Here is a 16,667-nt window from a genome sequence, read left to right as displayed (position 1 = left end):
CCTGTCTATACCTGTATAGGCCTGTATATCTGAGGATAGACCGAATCGACGTAAGATGCAAGATCGGACTGGATGGTCCGCCCATCGAACTGGGAGACAGCATGGCCAGAGATGCCCACCCCACTCCGCCGTCGATGCGATCGCTCGACGCGTTGCACCTCGCCGCGGCCCTCGACGTCGGCGACGACCTCGAGGCGATCGTCGTGTACGACGACCGACGCCGCCATCGCGAGCGTGCGGATGCTGTCGGCGTCCGATCCGAACTGCTCGACGCCGATCGAGAGCGAGTTCGCGAGCGAGACCGCAGCCGGATGCCGCGCCGCGAGCGCCCAGCGCAGGGCGGCGTTGACCTCTGGGCACAGTGTCTCCGACCTGTGCATGGCCTCGAGGCTGCTGTCGGTGCGGGCCGTCGCGACGAACACGAGCACGCTCTCGTCGAGGAACTCGGCGTGCTGTCGCAGCACCTCATGGATGACCTCCGGCTCGGTGCGCGAGCGCACGAACTCGCGCGTGACGGCGAGCAGGCGGAACCGCCTCGGGTGTCCGCCCGCGGGCACGATCAACGAGTGGTCGAGCAGGCGCAGCACGACCCCTTCGGCACCCGGATGCGTCACTGCAGCAGCGAGGTCGACGTCGAACGTGCGCGGCAGCGCGCCGAGCCGGCAGAGCACCTCGCGCTCCTCGTCGGTGAGGAGGTCCCAGGTCCACTCGAACGCCGTCTCGAGGGTGCGGTGCCGGCCCTCGGGTACCTCGCGATCGAGGGTCGCGAAGTCGCGCTCGAGGCGCGAGGCGAGCGACAGGTGGCGGGCGACGGCCGCCGCGAGTTCGATCGCGAGCGGCAGCCCGTCGAGACGCGCGCAGACCTCGGCCGCGAGCTCCACCTCACCGGGCGACGGGTGCGAGCCCGAGAGGCGCATCGGCGCCGCTTCGGCTCGCCCGGCCGCCGCCATCAGGTCGGACCGGCTCCCGGCGCCCAGCTTGCGTTTCAGGCTCGCGATATGGCTCTCGACGGTGCGCACCGAGATGAACAACTCCGCGGCGATCTCGGGGTTGCTCAGTCGCCGCTCGACCGCGGCGAGGACCGCGCTCTCGCGAGGGGTCGGTGTGTCTTCACGGGTCGACACGGCGCTCAGTCTAGGACTGTGCGCCGTGCGCCGCATCGGTTCGAGACTCGCTGCATTCGGAATCCGGTCGCCGAGAACAGTGGCTTACGGTCGTGTTGGTTCCGCCAAATGTTTGCTGTTCTCGTCAGCTGAAATGGATGGGCAGAGAGATCTCACGGTTGCGGTGGCGGCTACGCCGGGAGCTTGTCGGCGAGAAGGTCGATCTTCTCGATCTGCGGTTCGGAGAAGAGCACGCCGGTGTTGGGTCCGAGCGCCTGGCCGACACCTCCGGCGAGGTGGGCGTCTCTGGCCTCGTCGTCGGGGAACACGTCGAACACGCCAAAGGTAGAGGGGCCAAACCGGATCGCGAACCAGGCGACAGTGCCTGGCTCTTCCATCACGATCGACCGCGCCCCGGTGAGGAAGTCTGCGAGTTCGGTCTCCTTGCCCGGCAGGGCTTCGAGACGCACGAGGAGAGCTTTGGTCACCTTGAACGGACTTCTTGACTTTGCGGCGGCATGGCACCCGGTCGGCAGTACGCCGCCGTCGGGAACCTTGTCCTGTACTGTACACCGACGAGCGAAACCAGTCTATTCGCACCCAGTTCTGCTGCACTCCGTGAACGATTGGCCTGCCGCCGGCGAACTCCGCGTTCGGATCAACGATCTGTTTCGGCAACGCTGTCATGAAGGAGGAGTGCGACGACGTCGGCACCGGCGTTCTCGACCACGATGCGGATCAGACAGATTGAGAGCCAGCCAGGCCACCATCGGGATAGGAGCCTACCTAGCGGATGATTAGGTGGGTGGGGAGGTAGATCGTTTGAGCCGGGCCGCCCTCCAGACCGTTGATGCGTGCGAACAAGCACTCGGCCGCAGCTTGGCCGATCTTTGCTGGGGCCTGCGCCACGACGGTCAAGGGTTTCCGCAGCAGGTCGGCCAGTTCTAGGTCGGGGAGCGCCGCATCGACAAGCGCAGAGATGGGGGACAACTCGATCGACAGGACGCATCGCGCCTGGATGTCTGCCCTCGAGTTCAGCGGGGACCACCCGCCAGGCTCGGCGGCGATGTTTGTCAGCGATGCACCGTAGCGTCCGCTCCATGACCATGAAGCGATCCGATTTCGGGTCTCTCAGCGATCGCCTGGGGCGGACGCCGAGGAGACTCGACGAGCTGAGGGTGCGTCATGTGTGGCTCGATAGCACCGTGGCCGCTCTGGTGGTTGACCGTCGCAAGACCGCTGGTCAGTGGGAAGGGCTTGTGGCGCGGGTTGAGGACGGTGAACTCCTAGTGGGCTGGGTGAACGGTGACAGGATCTCCAACGTCGAGCAACCGGCTTCGCTCCCCCAGTCTGGTCTCGCACCTATAGAGCCTGCAGGGTGACCGTCTGCTGCACGACAGTAGTGCTGTCAACATCGCGGCTGAAGACGCGAAGGCGTCGGGCCGCTGCGTCGTCGTTGGTGTGACGTGCGTGGGCGGCGCGGCCGGGCCAGGGTTGGTGTTTCTCGTCGCAGGCGCGGCGTTGATCGCGGGTGCGGTCGAGGTAGCCGGGCAGTGCGTAGCGGTGCCATTCCTCGAGCGGCATGGGGCTGGTGGCTTCGCCGGCTTGGTAGCGCATCGCGGCGAGGGTGGAGAGTTCGCGGATCAGGCCTGGGTGTTGCGGCCAGCAGGCGGGTGTGTGGTCGGCGGAGTACCAGGCGTGTTGGGTGTTGAGCCAGATCACGAAGGCGTCGAGCCACTGCCAGGTGTCCTGCCGCAGGTCGGGGTCGGCGATCGAAGTGATGTCCCAGATCCTGGGCAGGATCTCGCCGGTGGCCATGATGGCCTCGGCGGCGTCTCCCCCGCGGGCGAGTATCGCGAGGTCGACCAGGGCAGCAAGCATGCGCTCCGAGGGTTCGGGGAACGGCTCCAGAAGGTTCGTCATCGGGCGGGTCCCTTGTCTAGTCGGTGAGGCCGAGTTGGCGTGAGTAGGAGTGAGCCAGCGCGGTCCTCTCCCTCACCGTCATCGGGTGGGGAGCCCCACTCTCGGGTGTGGTGAGGAGGCGGCGGGCTTGGCGCTGCTGCGTCAGGAGGTGTTTGCCGGGTTTGCCGTCGATGGCGCGGTGGAGGGTGGCGAGGATGGGTTTGCCGTTCTCGGCGACGACGAGGGCGGTGCGGGTGGGGAGTTCGCGGAGTTGTTCGGGGCGGATGACGGGGGTGTCTTCGCCGTGGGTGGAGATCGAGCCGTGTCCGCCGTGTTGGTGGTTGCGGCGGGTGATGCGGCGGGTGCCGAGGAGGTCGCTGATCTCTCGGTTGAAGCCGGCGTCTTTGGAGCCGCCGAAGATGATCAGGCTGTTGGTGAGGTCCTTGATCGCGCGGGCTTGCTGTTCCCCGAAGATGCGGGTGAGCTGGGCCCAGGTCTGGGAGGCCCAGATGAATGAGATGCCCAGCGCCCGCTCATTGGCCATCCGGGTGGCCAGTGTCGGTAGGGGTGCGGTGGAGGGGAGTTCGTCGAGGCAGGCCAGCATCGGTGGACACAGCCTGCCGAACCCACTCTCGTGGGCGAGCTGGAGGGCGGTGTCGAGGACGTGCTCGGCGACGGCGGTCATGAGTGGGGAGGCGGAGACGTAGGGGTCTTCGCGGCCGAGCAGGTAGATGGTGCCGCCTTGGCGGATGAGGTCGGCGATGTCGACGGCCGGCCGGTCGTCGCTAGGGACGCAGCGTTCCCGGCGATCCTTCGTCGCGAAGAGCGCCAGGGCCTGGTCGACGGTGGATTTGGTGTTGCCGGCGGTGCGCTCATCGGTGTTGCTGACCGCGCCGGCGAGGAGGCCGGACCAGTTCGGTTCCGCCATCGGATGCGACCGGAGAATCTCCGAGGGCAGGGTGGCGGTGCGGGGGTTGGCGGACCATTCCAGGACGTCGTTCAACGTGTAGCCGGCCAACGCCGCGGCGTGGAGGTAGCACTGGATGACTTTGGCGGCTTCGGCGGCGTAGAAGCGGGCGGCGGAATCGGCCCCGTCTCCCCCGCTGCCGAGGGTGCCGGCGCAGAACGCTTTGGCGCGCTTCTCGGCCACGGTGGCGTCGACGCAGCCGTCGATCGGGTCCCAGATCAGCTCCGGCAGCCCTGGCGCGGCACCGAACGGGTCGAGCACCGCAACAGGGCCCTTCGCTTGGCGAGCGGCGAGGGTCAGCAGCAGGTCGTCGGGTTTGGTGAGGGTGACAAGGGCGGCGCCGGGGGCTTGGAGGAGGGCGGGGGTGAGGATGTCGAGGGTCTTGCCGGAGCCTTGGGGTCCGATGACGCCGGCGGTGCGGTCCCACGGTTGCCACAGCTGCACCCCCACCGGGACCTTGCTGGTGCCGATCCGCCACCCAACCTCGGTCGGCTCAAACCTGCTCATCGCCGGTGACTCTTTCGGTACAGGTCGGGGCGGATCACGGCCCGGGTGGCGCGGAGCCGGCCGAGCCCGAGGAGCTGTTCGGCCTGCCCGGTGGTGGCCATGCCCTTGAAGCGGCGGCCTGCCGTGACGCGCAGCGCAAGGACGATGGCGGCGGTCAGGCCGGCGATGAACAGCGCGCCGGCGATCGCCCATGCCACCCGGGCCATGCCGACGGCGGTGGTGCCGTGGGTGGTGAGGCCGGCGTGGAGGTTGCCGGTGAGGATGCCCCAGCTGCTGGTGATCAGGGCGGCCGACGGTGGCCAGTGCCAGCCGGCTCCGGCTGCGGCGAGGGTGAGGCTGCGGCCGGCCTGGACGGCCACCACCCCGAGGAGGGCGATGGTGGTGAGGGCGCCGACGGGGGGTTCCCAGGTCCAGGCGTAGCCGTCGTCGTGCTGCGAATCAGTCATGCCCCTTACGAACCCGGACAAGACGAGTCCACAGCGTGAGCCTTCAGACATCAGCGCTGGGCAGGACTGGTCTCTGGTCCGGGGTGCACGGAAGCCTCCGGCGATGGGGGGTCGCTGGAGGCTTCCGGCTGGATGGTGTCGAGGGAGTCGACACCGCTTTGGGTGTGATTCTGGACGCTACCGGGCTGGGGCAAGGCCCGGATACCTACCATCGGCTGCCGTCCAGGCGCGCCGCCCGCTGCTCGGTTGGGTGGGTTTGTCAGGTGGTGATGGTGATGGCGATCCAGCCGTGTGTGCTGTCGGGGTCGAGGATGAGGGTGACGTCGACGACGTCGCCGGTGTCGAGGCGGTGGCGGGTGGTGATCTGCATCGGATCGACGTCGATCACATGGGCTGGGCCGTGCTGGGTGCGGGCGGCGGGGGTGAAGCGGGGGTCGTCGAAGCTGGCGATCAGCGCCTCCGCCGCCACACCCTCGAGGCGCTCACGCCGCCGCTCCTGGTCGACGGTCAACCAGCCGACGACGAACGCGGTGGCCGCGGAGACCGCCGCCACGACCTGGACATCCTCGGGCGGCTCGTCGGGATGCGCATCCACCGTCGACGGGGTGGTGTCGAGTTCGTCGTCGCCGACCCAGCCCTCGGCTGGGTCGCTCTCCCCCACCGATGCCGGTGAGGTGACCGGGTGGGCAGCGGGCGTGGTCGTGTGTGGGGTGGGTGCCTGCATCGGCGTGTCGCTGCAGCCGGCGAGCAGCAGCGCGGCGAGCACTGCGGTGAGGAGACGGTCGGCGGGGTGTGAGGTCACGGGGTGACTCCTCGAGTGCGGAACCATCGGTCAGGATCGGTCGGGATACCGCCGACGCGGACCTCCAGGTGGAGGTGGGGGCCGGTGACGTTCCCGGTGGCGCCGACCCTTCCGATCACGGTCCCGGCGGTCACCGTCTGGCCGACGCGGACGTTGGTGGTGGATTGGTGGGCGTAGTAGATGACGGTGCCATCGGCGGTGGTGAGGGTGGTGAGGTTGCCGTAGGCACAGGCAGACTCGGTGCGGGTGATGGTGCCGTCGATCACGGCGCGGATGGGGGTGCCGGTGGGGGCGGCGAAGTCGAGGCCGGTGTGCGTCTTCTTCCACCGGGATCCGGTGTCCCCGAAGCGGGAGGTGAGGCGGTACTGGTCGACGGGCAACACCACCGAGCCACCGGCGGCTGCGGTGGTGGTGGTGCCGGTTCCTTGGGTGCCGTGGACGGAGATGTGGACGTGGTCCAGATGCGCGGCCGATGGGTCGGGGCCGGTGTAGCAGGACGCGGCCTGGCCGCAGCGTCGCCAGCCCTCATCGGCGCGGGCGACGGACCAGAGGTGTTCGCGCCAGATAACATATGTGACGCCGAGCGCGGTGGCGTTGGTGCGGGCCCATTCCGCGATCTCCGTACCCAGGGCGATTCCGGCTGGGGAGAAGTAGTTGGGGATCATCACGTCGACGGCCCGGCCCGAACCGTGATCTTTCGGGTCTCCAGGGCGGACGCCAAGCAGCGATCGGATCTGCGGCCACTTCGCGTGGATGCAGCGCATCACGCGCAGCGCGTCAGGGGTCTGCCCCCGCTCCGAGGCCATCCCCGTGGGAGCGCAGTCCAAGTTGGGGTCCATCGGGCCGCAGTTGGCGAGGCCGGCGGGTTGCCCCGCGAAGAGGGCGACGAGGGTGCGGGCGAGGCCTTCGTGTTTGGCGTAGGCGTCGGGGTAGGCCGACACCTGCACCTTCTGCGCCGCCTGGGCGACAGACATGTGCTGCCAGCCGTCGATGTCTGTGAGGCCGGGGATGTGCCAACCGGTGAGGGTGGTGTGGCCGAGGTAGAAGGTGCGGGCCTGGTAGGTGTCGTCGGCCAGGATCGTGAGGTTCTCGGTTTGGGTGGTGCCGTCGGCGTACCAGCCGACCAGGGAGCGTTGCTGAAAGAGTCCGACGTCGCCATCCTGGTTGGGGGTGGCGGCGGCGGGGTGGGCGCCGAGGACTGATTCCTGCATGGCGGTGGCGATCCCGACTACCGCGCCGGCGGGGCCTGCGCCGGTGTCGAGTGCCGCCGCGTAGATGAGGGCGGCGCGGTTCATCTGCCCCGCATCCAACTCGATGCCGACCGGGGTGTCGCCGGCCCATCCTGCGCACGTGGCGCTGATGGTCTGGGTCTGGACCTGAGGTCCGGTCAGGGCGCCGGCGAACACGAGGATCGGTGCCAGCGGCACCGTCAGCGCCGCCCCGATCGCGGCCAGTGCCTTCCACATCAGGTCTGCAGTTTCTGGTTGGTGTCGGTCAGGGGTTGTTCGAGGTCGGGGTGGAGGGTGAGTGCGACTTTGTGGAGGCGGGGCCCTACGGCGATGAGGGCTCGGCCTTTGCCTCCCATGGCCCAGCCGGTGACGATGTCGCGGGCGATCGGGCCGAGGTCGAGGAGCTGTTCCAGGTCGTCGGCGACTTCGGCGTCCTGGCCGAAGAGGACCTTGATGTCGCCGAGGTGGAGGAGGTCTTTGGCGATCTGCTGCGCCTGCGACCCGGCATGCCCCGCACCCAGGTAGTCCGAGGGTTTGTGGGCGTTGGCGATCTCAATATCCCCATGAGACCTCGACAGCCGCAGGTCCGCGTCGAAGGAGGAGACGGCGCCGGTTCCGAGGCGGAGTTGTCGCCAGACTTCGTCGCGGACGTTGATCCTGCGCCGGCCGCTCACGTGGCGCATGGCGGTGCCCCAGGAGTTGAGACACATCAACGCCATCCCGACGGCGTCGTCACCCAATGGCATCAGCCTCGAGAGGGACAGGGATTGGATCGGCGCGTTCCAGTCGATGGCCACGGTGGTGGGAGCATCGAAGATGCCTGCGAACACACCCGAGATCAGCTGCGCCACCGCATCGCGGAGCAGTCGGGTGTCGTCGAGGAACGTGTGCCGGTCCGGGTAGCGCAGCTCGCTGATGAGGTGGTCGCTGGGTGAGTGGAGTTGTTGCCACACTTGCGGGATCACGATCGGCCGCAACGCTCGGCTGTCCGAATTGGTGGTGTGGGTGAGTTCAACGAGGACGGCTTTGAGGACCTGTTCCTCCGTCGGTCCCACCGCGACTTTCCTGTCGCCGATGCTTTGGGAGCCGATCAACGACCGGAGGAGGACGAGCCAGCGTCCGAAGATGACCGCCGAACGCCGCTCCTGCTCATCGCGGTTCAGTTGGCCCCAGTTTGTGGCGAGTGGTCCGGGGTCGAGGGGGTTGAGGCGGGTGGGCATGCCGGGGCCGATGGCGAAGGGTTCGACGCCGAAGTGGCGGCACATCAGCTCGTACTCGTCCTTCGGGTCGCCGAGGATCAGGGCCTGGTACCCGAAGGCGAACATCCGGTTGAGGAACGCTTTGACCCATGCGGATTTCCCGCGGCCGGGTTTCCCGAACACGAAGATGTTCGGATTGGTGACCGGTATCGAGTCGTTGAGGACCCAGCCGTGGGGGTCGACGTAGAAGGTGGCTCCGTTGCTCATGTCGGTGCCCATCGGGGCCCCGGTCGGCGGCAATGGGCTGGCGGTGAGGAAGGGCCAGAACACGCCGGCCTGGTCGGAGGTCATCTGGTACCGCTTCACCGCAGGCCGAGACGCCACCCACCCCGCCCCCCTCGCGGGTTTGCCGCGCCAGGGCGGGGCGGAAGTGAACTCACGGGGAAGCTTTGGCTGCTCTGGTGAGGGTTTGGTGGGCAGGGTGTGGCCGAAGTCCGCCAGCAGGCGGTTGATGCTGCGGGCCATCACTGGTGCCTGGTGGTGAGGCTGACCCCCAGCGGGAGGGTGGCGGTGACGAAGGCCAGGTCCTGGGACATGTCGAGGCGCTGCGGTGCCATGCCGCCGCGGCGGATCGCCGCATCCAGCCGGCGGCCGAACTCCGCCACCGGGGACGTCGCGGGAATCGTCGTGGAGCAGAGGGCGTAGGGGTGGCTCATGGTGGCGCCCATCGCGAGCTGCACCTCGACCCGGTCCAGTTTCGCCTGCCGGCGGTGGTCCTTGGCGCCGGTGCGGACCCCGAGCCGGTCCTTCAACCCCTGGCCGAGGCTCTGGCCGAACTCCTGCTGCGCCGCCTTCCGATCCGCGGCCGACTGCTTCTCGATCGGGAACACGATCGCCACACTGCGCCGCTCCACCGCCTCGGACGGGGCCAGGACGTGTCCCCAGCCGCCCATCGTTGCGCCACGCTCGGGCAGCTTCACCGTCGCAGTGACCGTCGCCCACGCATCATGCGCATAGTGCCGCACGGCGGCGTACGCCTGCGCGGGGCCCGCCAACGCCCACGGCACCCCCGCGCACACCTGCAGATCGTTGGCTGCGTCGTGGGCGGCGGCGACAAGGCCGGCGCGGTCGCCGGGGGCGAACCCCAGCCGGACGACCTGCGCCAACTCTGGGGAGGTGAGCCATTCGACGTTGCGTGCGCCGATGGGGCCGGTGACTACTGCTCCGATCTCGGCAGCCAGGGAGAGGAGGGTGTTCATCCGGCCGTCGGTGGCGCCGCCCATGTGTCTGGCTTCCTTGCTGAGGCGGGCCTCAGGGATGACGAGGGTGATGAAGGCTTCGGTGCGGACCCCGGCCTGGGACCAGCGCAGGTGCTCGATCTGTGTGGCCACGCTCGTGACGGGCGCGTCGGGGGTGATGTTGGCGCGTAGCCACAGTTCCCGCTCGGTGCAGTCATCCGGGGTGGTGCGCACCATCAGGTGGATCTCTGAGATCAACTCGCCCCGGGCGGCGGTGTCCAGCAGATCGGTCAGGCCGTCGGCGTACCGGTTGCACAGGGCGTCGGTGGCCATCGCGATCCCGTCATGCTCGATCCGTGCCGTGATCGCCCACGTCCTGGCAGCAGCGTGTTTGATCACCGCGACCCGCCTTTGGGTCAAACCGATGGGTGGGCCGTCCAACACTTCGACGCCGGTCAGGGAGCCGGGCATGTCCAGCTCGTCCAGGTCGCGGAGGGTTCCGGTGGCGGCCTTCGACCGGAAGGTCAACCACCCGCTGAGGCCGGCGACCGCGAACGCGGCGGCGGCGGCGAACCAGCCGACTGCGGGGCGGCCGCCGAGGGGGACGACAGTGAGGAACAGCAGCAGCAGCCACACCGGCACCCACATGATCCCGGCCAGCCAGCGCTGTGAGCTGATCGCCATCCACGCCGGGAACGTCGCCACCGACAGGAACAGCAGCTGGGGGACGCTCAGCCCCCAGATCACGCCGGCCTTCGGGGTGGTGAACGCGTCAAAGGTTCTGGCCGCCATTGTGGTCCTCCGCTTCTCTCACAGCCACAGGAGGCTGGGCCGCACGCTGCGGCTGGGTTGATGTCGTCGTGGTGGCGACCTGCGCCGGATGAGGAGCGCGGCGGATGTCGCCGGCCGGGTCGTACGGGTAGGACGGGTCGCCGGCCCCCATGCCGGAGGTGGTGTCGTTGACCAGCCCGGTGGCGCGGGCGCCGACCTGCTGGAACCCGTCGACGAGCTTCTTCGCGCCGAGGATCACCCCCGCCGCCACCACACCCACCGGCCCCGCCACCGCACCCACACCAGCAGCACCAGCGGCCGCTCCCCCACCGGCAGAAGCACCCGCGCCGGCTGCAGCACCCCCAGAAGCACCAGCGGAGCCCCCCGCGGCTCCCCCGGCTCCGCCGCCGCCGGCCCCGGCTGCGGCCGGGCTGAGGCTGGAGCTCTGCGCCGCGGCGGCACGGCTCGCCGTGGCCGACTCCCCCGCCCCACCACCACCACCGCCACCACTGCCGCCGCTGCGGGTCACAGCGGTGTGGGCGTGGCCGGCGGCTGAGGAGGCGCCGGTGGTGCCGGCGAGGCCGGCGCGGAACGAGGCGCCGCTGGTGGTGCCCGGATCGACGAAGGCCAGCAGCCGGAACAGGGCCACCGGGGAGAGTGCGGCGACGGCGATCATCACCACGCTCGGCAGCGCGAGGGCGACGGCCTCCTGGGCGGAGTCCTCCATCCCGAGGGAGACGCCGGTGGCGAGCTGCACCCCCAACCCGAGCATCAGGGTCATCAGCAGCGGTGCGATGGCGGCGGCGTGGAACCAGCGAAACGCCTTCCAGAACCAGGCTTCGAAGGGCTTGTACATCAGTCCGGCTGCGGCGATGGGGGCGGTGGCGGCGATCACGATCAGGGAAACCGCCCGGCCCAGCATCACCACCAGATGCGCGAAGGCGGCCAGCCACAACACCAACCCGAGCAGCATGAGCACGGTGGCGGTGGTGCCGGTCATCACGCCTTCGGTGAAGTCCAGACCCGTGGGCTCCCAGTCGGCCAGATCGGCCGTGCCCAGCAGCTGGATCCGTAGCGCCGTGTTGAGGCCCTCCACAGCTGTGACCAGGGCGGCGCCGTAGGTGTACCAGAGGGTGCACACCAGCAGGAACTTCACCGCGCCGAAGAGGGCGCCGCCAAGGGAGAGGGCGTCTCGGCGGAGCACGGTGCCGACCAGCTGCACGATCAGCAGCATCAGCGCCAGCGAGAGGCCGAGCCAGAGGGTGAGGCCGTAGACCGACCACAGCGCCGACGACCCGTCGGGGTTGAGGTTGGGGGTGAGGAACCAGTCCCCGAGCTGCAGGATCGCGCGCATCACCCACAACCCGGCGCCCCACACCGCCATGCAGATCGCCACCCACGCGTCCACCACAATCTGACCCCCGGCCGCGGCCAGATCACCGAACAACTCCCCGATCTGCTCCCACATGGCTCAGGCGTCCCGCCAGGTCAGCCAGCCCACTTTGACGGCGAGTTCGGTGCCCGGCCACGTCGATGGCCCCGGCACCGGATGCGCCCCCTCCGCGATCAGCCACCGGCCGTCGACCCAGGTCATGCGTTCGCAGTGCCCATAGGCCAGGCGGGCCTGGTCGCGGAACGTGTAGGTGATCTCCACCAACACACACCCCACATGCCAGCCGTCGCCGTCAGAGCCTTTCACCTGGCCCGCCGAGGGGATCACGGTCAGCGAGGCCCCCGGCTGCAAACCGTCCGGCATCTTGCCGGCGGTCAGGAACGACTGAATCAGCCCCAGCACCGGCCACGAGCCCGCCGTGCCAGTCGGGTCCTCGAACCAGGACTGCTGCACTCGCTGCGCATGAGTCAGGTCCATCGAGCTCAGGACGGAGACCAGGATCTCCCCCAACTGCCCCACCGCCCCCTCAGGCGTCTGCGGGTACCCGGTCGGGATCCCCTCCGCCCCGATCTGATCAACCAGGGGGATGTCGATCGTCGGCAGCGGGCCGAGGGCAGGGGTACCGCCCGTGGCATCCGCCGGCGCCACCGGCAGCATCGGTGCGGCCGCGATCTCATCGCGCAGCGAGGCGCCGCCGATAGGTAGCGAGTCGACGACTCTCGCCGTCGTGGGGGTGGTGGGGTCGTCGACGACGGCGAAGTAGACGGCGAACCCCAGGCCGGAGAGCAGCAGCAACGCCACCGCCGTGACGGCGGCCAGCAGGGTCAGGTGCGCGCGATCGGGCCTCATGGCTAGCGGGTGACGCAGCCGTCGCCGAGGAACCCCGACAAGATGCCCGGGATCACGAGGTAGAGCAGTGCGGCGCCGAGGACGACGAACACCCCGATCAGGCCACCCTTCGACACGTGCGGCATCGAGAACACCTTGCCCAGGATCACCGCCGCCACCGCGGCCAGGATCCCCGCCGGGAACGCCACCCACACCAACGCCCACGAGAACCAGCCCAGGAACTCATCGACCAGGACCTGCGCCCCCGCCGGCGCCACCGGGCACACCATCCCCCGCCCCTCCGCCGGCACCAACACACCCGCAGACACGGCCTCGGCTACGAACTGAATGATCATGAGAGTTCCTCCACACACGACTTGATGACGTCGACCGCGGACTGCAGCCGACGAGGAAGCGGATCGGCAGTAACCCCACCGACCCGCAGAGACGCGCATTCCGGCACCAGCAGCAGCCGGCCGGCCGCTGCCGCGGCGCGCAGCCTCGGCCCGCACACCGAACCGACCGGTTTGGGCAGTGCCCGACCCGGGACCCCGGTGATCACCGGCACCACCCGCAGACCGTCGAGGGTGTCGAGGCGGGCGTTGAGACGCCGCACGCTCGGCACCGAACACGCCGCCACCACCACCAACACAGACACCGCCGGCTGAGGCTCTGCCCAAGCGCCGAGGTCAAGAACCATCACCCCAGCGGCGGTGTCGGTGAGGATCGCAGCGTCGGGGTCGGCGCGGCGCTCCAGCCGCAGCCCGTCGCGCGACCCGATACTCCAGCCGTCCTGGGTGCCGAGTTCAGCCCCCGAGGCGGCCGCCAACCCCGAGGTGTGCGGCACGCTGAGCTCGACCAGGCGGCCGGCGCCGAGGGCCTCGGCGATCGCCAACGCCACGGTCGTGGTCCCCACCCCACCCGAGACCCCGACCACACCCACCACCGCAGCAGCCACAGCCGGCCGCTCCGCCACTTCTGCGGCGGCCGTTTCGGGTTGGGGGATTGGGTCGGTGGTGAAGGCTCCGGCGTGGAGGGCGGTGTAGGCGGCGCGCAACTCAGCCAGCGAGAACGTGGCGGTGGTCATCGCTGCGCCTCCAAGGCGGCCTTCAGTTCCTCCGGGGGAACGTCCAGCAGCTGCCGGCGGGCATCCAGCGCGTGCTGCAGGCGCTGGGTCCAGAACACCAACTGGTCGCAGGCCTCCGCCTCGCCCTTCGCAGCAACGATCAGCTGCTGCGTCTCCTCATCCGACATCTCCGTGGCCCCTTTCGCTGTCCTCGTGCTGTCCTGCCCCCTATGAACCCGGTCCAATCCCGGCCAGCGCGTAAAGAAGTTCCAGCGACTCCACGCAGACAGGGAGCCCCTACGTCCGGGCAGGAGGGGAGGCCGGCTAACCAGCGGCTGCTTGACCGTGGGAGGTGCAGGCAGGGTTCCTGCTGAAGGGCCGGGCGGGGTGGGGCAAGCCAGCGACGTCGTGCGGGCCGGAGTGTTCAGAGCGCAGCAGCAATGCCCGGTGAGCCGGCGTCAGGCACCGACCCGGAGTGGGCACTCCATCACGAACGCCCTAGGAACAATCTGGTGACCCTGGCGTCATGCCGCCGGCAGCAGTGGAGGAAGAGGCCGCCCGTGATCGAAGCCTCTCAGCACGGAGCCAATTCGGTCTCGGACAGCGCCGCCCGCCAACTCCCGTCGGGCATCTGCTCCATGAGGACCATGACCTTCATCGTCTGATCGGGCTGGATGACGCTCTCGCCGGGCTGGCCGGTGTCGATGTCGACGGTCTGCAAGTGTGTTGGGTCGAAACAGAAGTTGATTTCCGAGGTGGTGACTCCATCGGTGTCGGTGGTCGGCTCAGCGATCACCGCGTCACGGAAGATCACATACCCCTTGCGGATCAGGTTGTTGTTCCGAAGCCGAACGATTCCAGCGACCGAATCGGTGGCTTCCTGACCCGTGCTGACGAGCTGGATCTCCGTCAGATCGGTCAGGTCGGGATTCCGGGTGAACTTGTCCATGGTGATCTCGTGGGTTTCCCAGGCGGCGCGGATCTCGGCCTGCACCGCAGACTCTCCGGCTGGCCGGTCGGGGAACCACTCTTGGCTCCCGGAGGGTTCGGCATTCGGGGATGGGCTCGGCGTCGTGGAGGGTGAGGCCGGCGCAGCGCTGGTTGTCACCATCGTCGGGGACGTGGACGGGCTGCCGGCAGATTGAGTGCCCGGCGAACAGCCGGCGAGGACCGCGCACGTGGCGGTCATGGCTACGGCTACTACCGCTGCACGTCGTGGGTTCATGGTCTAGATCATCTCCAACAGATCGATCACCGACTCGCCTCACCCGATTCGAGCGGCGACCAGTGTCGGTGGAACTCAGGGTCGGTGTGCAGTCCTCGATGTGCGCGGGCAGATCGTCGAATTGGGTCAGGCGGCGGTGCTGCGGGCTGCTTCGCGGAGGACCGTCAACGCTTTCCTGGCGCGGTACTGCAGCTGGTCGACGGTTTGTCCGGGCTGGACCAGCTGCACACACGCGGAGCGGGCGGTGATACCCGCGCTGGACCGCGACGTGATCCCGTCCTCGTGGGCGGTGACCGCCAGCGCGACCAGCAGATCCATGTCCTCCCTGCTGAGCCCCGCCTCGGTCACCGCCCACCAGTACAGGTCGGTGGTGTGCAGTGGCCTCATATACGCCCCGCGATGATTGAGGCGCTCCACCGCTTCGAAGTCCAGCGTGGCCCGATCCCGCCAGACCCGCTCCGCCGTCTCTCCCCAGCCGAAGTCGCGGTCGATCGCCCGACCGACGCGGCGGGCGACCCCCTGCGGGATCCAGCCCTTCATCGGATCGTCCCACGGATACTGCGCCACCTCGGTCCACAGATAGCCAGCCGCCACATCCTCCAGCTGCCTCACGTCATGGGTCCTGGAGGCCCGCCGCATGACAGTGGCCTCACATGCGGGCAGCACCAGGAACACCAGGACCGCTGTCGCGGCGGTCCGTGACTCCTCCACCAACGTCAGCCGACCCAACGCGAGGAACATCTCCCGGTCCTCCTGCCAGTCGACATCATCCATCCGCCACTGCCCGATCTCCCGGTGCGAGGCGAACCGGGCAAGCAGGGGCTCGGTCCTGGTCCACTGCGGCCAGGTGTCGTCGGCGGCCTGAAGAAGAGGGTCGAGATGGAGGGCTGCGCGCACGCTCATCGCAAGGGGTCCTTTCGCGGTTGGTTCGCGATGAACCTCCCGCGGGCACCTCTCCCGTTCCCTACCCCCAAACCCCGCCCCACGAGGGGTACGCGACCCCGATTCGGCGTCTGGCTAGGGGCGATGAACCTACCCCCGAAACTTCACCCAGGCCGCTGGACAGCCGCGCTCCAAGGCATGGAGCTAGGGGTGGGGTCGCGCGCTCGGCGGGTCTCTCAGCCTCGCCGACGCCTACTGTCCCGGGTGCCCCTGGGGTTGTGATCGTTTCACCTACCGCGGTGGACAACGCTGTGCACAACACGGGTGCGGTCCTCAGCGTGGGGTTCCCCAGTCGGGGCGGGGATGGGTGCGCGCCATCCATTTCTGACTTCGGCCCAGGACGGCGGCGATCTCCGCCGATGTGACCCGGCTCCGCTGCAGCGACGCGATCAACGACCCCATTTCCTCGGGCGCCGCCCGCAGCAGGTCGTCACGTTCCTCCCCGGTCAGGCGCCGCCACCGCGCCTTGACCGGTCTCGGCTCCGCCAGAGCCGCCTGGCGGCTCTCTAGCTCGACCCGGCGCGTGACGCGGCAGTCGTCACACAGCTTCCCCGGCACCGTCAGGATCGTGCCGCAACGGCCACACGGATGCGGACGCCGCCGCGGCCCCGCTGACACGACCGCCAAAGACTCCTCGTCGGCGATCCCGTGCCGATCCCGATACACCCGGGCGGTGAGTTCGTGGGCACGGGCCAGATGGATACCGAGACTGGCGAACCGCTGCCCACACTCATGACACAAGACCCCCTCGGCGGTGCGGTCCACCCTCCCCCACACGCCACGGCCACTCGGGTCCCCGACCCTCAGATCGTCAACGGTGGGCAGCCCGAGACCCCGCCGGACCCTCCTCGCGTGGAAGATGCACAGCGGATCCACCGTCTCCGTCGTGCACCCGAACGCCCCACACCGCGACATGCCCATGAGACTAACCGCCCACCCTGCCGTCCCACCCATGCCTGGCGCCGCCGCCCGCTGGCTCCGGATCTCGATCGGCGAGGAGTTGGCACCTTGGTTGTTCACTGGTGCGGTGCAGCGCTAGCGCTGCAGTT

Annotated in this window: 19 protein-coding genes; 1 reads left to right on the top strand and 18 read right to left on the bottom strand. The window is 69.0% G+C overall.

Going from position 1 to position 16,667, the window contains the following annotated elements; all coding sequences use genetic code 11:
- Positions 1-5: 5 nt before the first annotated feature.
- The 3 genes from ACX1D1_RS16355 to ACX1D1_RS16345 form a co-directional block, all read right to left on the bottom strand.
- Positions 6-1,124: a helix-turn-helix domain-containing protein gene (locus ACX1D1_RS16355; protein WP_459056721.1), complete on the bottom strand. Its 1,119-nt coding sequence runs from the start codon at positions 1,122-1,124 to the stop codon at positions 6-8.
- 170 nt (positions 1,125-1,294) lie between these two features.
- Positions 1,295-1,591, bottom strand: a complete 297-nt coding sequence (locus ACX1D1_RS16350) for a putative quinol monooxygenase (RefSeq protein ID WP_459056720.1) — start codon at positions 1,589-1,591, stop codon at positions 1,295-1,297.
- Between the two features lie 298 nt (positions 1,592-1,889).
- The gene (locus ACX1D1_RS16345) at positions 1,890-2,093 is read right to left on the bottom strand and encodes a substrate-binding domain-containing protein (RefSeq protein WP_459056719.1); all 204 of its coding nucleotides are present in this window, start codon (positions 2,091-2,093) and stop codon (positions 1,890-1,892) included.
- A 110-nt stretch (positions 2,094-2,203) separates the two neighbouring features.
- Between ACX1D1_RS16345 and ACX1D1_RS16340 the strand changes: the two genes are divergently transcribed.
- On the top strand, positions 2,204-2,485 hold the full coding sequence (locus ACX1D1_RS16340) for a hypothetical protein (protein WP_459056718.1): 282 nt from the start codon (positions 2,204-2,206) through the stop codon (positions 2,483-2,485).
- Here ACX1D1_RS16340 and ACX1D1_RS16335 read toward each other — a convergent pair.
- From ACX1D1_RS16335 to ACX1D1_RS16265, 15 genes are all read right to left on the bottom strand, one after another.
- Positions 2,466-3,026 carry a hypothetical protein gene (locus ACX1D1_RS16335; protein WP_459056717.1) on the bottom strand — a complete coding sequence of 187 codons (561 nt, stop codon included), beginning with the start codon at positions 3,024-3,026 and terminating at the stop codon, positions 2,466-2,468. The two genes, ACX1D1_RS16340 and ACX1D1_RS16335, sit on opposite strands and share 20 nt — an antisense overlap.
- Positions 3,027-3,042: 16 nt before the next feature.
- A complete protein-coding gene (locus ACX1D1_RS16330; RefSeq protein WP_459056716.1) occupies positions 3,043-4,479 on the bottom strand; it encodes a type IV secretory system conjugative DNA transfer family protein in 1,437 nt (478 codons plus the stop codon).
- On the bottom strand, positions 4,476-4,925 hold the full coding sequence (locus ACX1D1_RS16325; protein ID WP_459056715.1) for a hypothetical protein: 450 nt from the start codon (positions 4,923-4,925) through the stop codon (positions 4,476-4,478). The genes ACX1D1_RS16330 and ACX1D1_RS16325 overlap by 4 nt, the downstream gene beginning before the upstream one ends.
- Positions 4,926-5,184: 259 nt before the next feature.
- Entirely contained in the window at positions 5,185-5,727 is a 543-nt protein-coding gene (locus ACX1D1_RS16320) for a hypothetical protein (protein ID WP_459056714.1), read from the bottom strand.
- A complete protein-coding gene (locus ACX1D1_RS16315; protein WP_459056713.1) occupies positions 5,724-7,193 on the bottom strand; it encodes a M23 family metallopeptidase in 1,470 nt (489 codons plus the stop codon). The genes ACX1D1_RS16320 and ACX1D1_RS16315 overlap by 4 nt, the downstream gene beginning before the upstream one ends.
- Positions 7,193-8,680: a putative type IV secretion/conjugal transfer ATPase gene (locus tag ACX1D1_RS16310; protein WP_459056712.1), complete on the bottom strand. Its 1,488-nt coding sequence runs from the start codon at positions 8,678-8,680 to the stop codon at positions 7,193-7,195. The genes ACX1D1_RS16315 and ACX1D1_RS16310 overlap by 1 nt, the downstream gene beginning before the upstream one ends.
- The gene (locus ACX1D1_RS16305; protein ID WP_459056711.1) at positions 8,680-10,185 is read right to left on the bottom strand and encodes an SCO6880 family protein; all 1,506 of its coding nucleotides are present in this window, start codon (positions 10,183-10,185) and stop codon (positions 8,680-8,682) included. Before ACX1D1_RS16305 ends, ACX1D1_RS16310 begins: the two co-directional genes overlap by 1 nt.
- Positions 10,166-11,632, bottom strand: a complete 1,467-nt coding sequence (locus tag ACX1D1_RS16300) for a hypothetical protein (RefSeq protein ID WP_459056710.1) — start codon at positions 11,630-11,632, stop codon at positions 10,166-10,168. The genes ACX1D1_RS16305 and ACX1D1_RS16300 overlap by 20 nt, the downstream gene beginning before the upstream one ends.
- Before the next feature lie 3 nt (positions 11,633-11,635).
- Positions 11,636-12,406 carry a hypothetical protein gene (locus ACX1D1_RS16295; protein ID WP_459056709.1) on the bottom strand — a complete coding sequence of 257 codons (771 nt, stop codon included), beginning with the start codon at positions 12,404-12,406 and terminating at the stop codon, positions 11,636-11,638.
- 2 nt (positions 12,407-12,408) lie between these two features.
- Positions 12,409-12,741: a hypothetical protein gene (locus ACX1D1_RS16290; RefSeq protein ID WP_459056708.1), complete on the bottom strand. Its 333-nt coding sequence runs from the start codon at positions 12,739-12,741 to the stop codon at positions 12,409-12,411.
- Complete coding sequence (locus tag ACX1D1_RS16285) at positions 12,738-13,472, bottom strand: hypothetical protein (protein WP_459056707.1); 735 nt, start codon at positions 13,470-13,472, stop codon at positions 12,738-12,740. The genes ACX1D1_RS16290 and ACX1D1_RS16285 overlap by 4 nt, the downstream gene beginning before the upstream one ends.
- Entirely contained in the window at positions 13,469-13,639 is a 171-nt protein-coding gene (locus tag ACX1D1_RS16280) for a hypothetical protein (RefSeq protein WP_157633319.1), read from the bottom strand. Before ACX1D1_RS16280 ends, ACX1D1_RS16285 begins: the two co-directional genes overlap by 4 nt.
- 386 nt (positions 13,640-14,025) lie before the next feature.
- Positions 14,026-14,445, bottom strand: a complete 420-nt coding sequence (locus ACX1D1_RS16275; protein ID WP_459056706.1) for a hypothetical protein — start codon at positions 14,443-14,445, stop codon at positions 14,026-14,028.
- A gap of 357 nt (positions 14,446-14,802) precedes the next feature.
- Positions 14,803-15,579, bottom strand: coding sequence for a hypothetical protein (locus ACX1D1_RS16270; RefSeq protein ID WP_459056705.1), 777 nt, complete (start codon positions 15,577-15,579; stop codon positions 14,803-14,805).
- A 312-nt stretch (positions 15,580-15,891) separates the two neighbouring features.
- The gene (locus ACX1D1_RS16265) at positions 15,892-16,383 is read right to left on the bottom strand and encodes a MucR family transcriptional regulator (RefSeq protein ID WP_459056704.1); all 492 of its coding nucleotides are present in this window, start codon (positions 16,381-16,383) and stop codon (positions 15,892-15,894) included.
- Between the last annotated feature and the right edge of the window lie 284 nt (positions 16,384-16,667).

The sequence above is a fragment of the Tessaracoccus luoxuelianae genome (assembly GCF_054483915.1).
The sequence above is the reverse complement of the archived record's forward strand: the minus strand, read 5'-3'. Positions and strand labels throughout refer to the sequence as shown.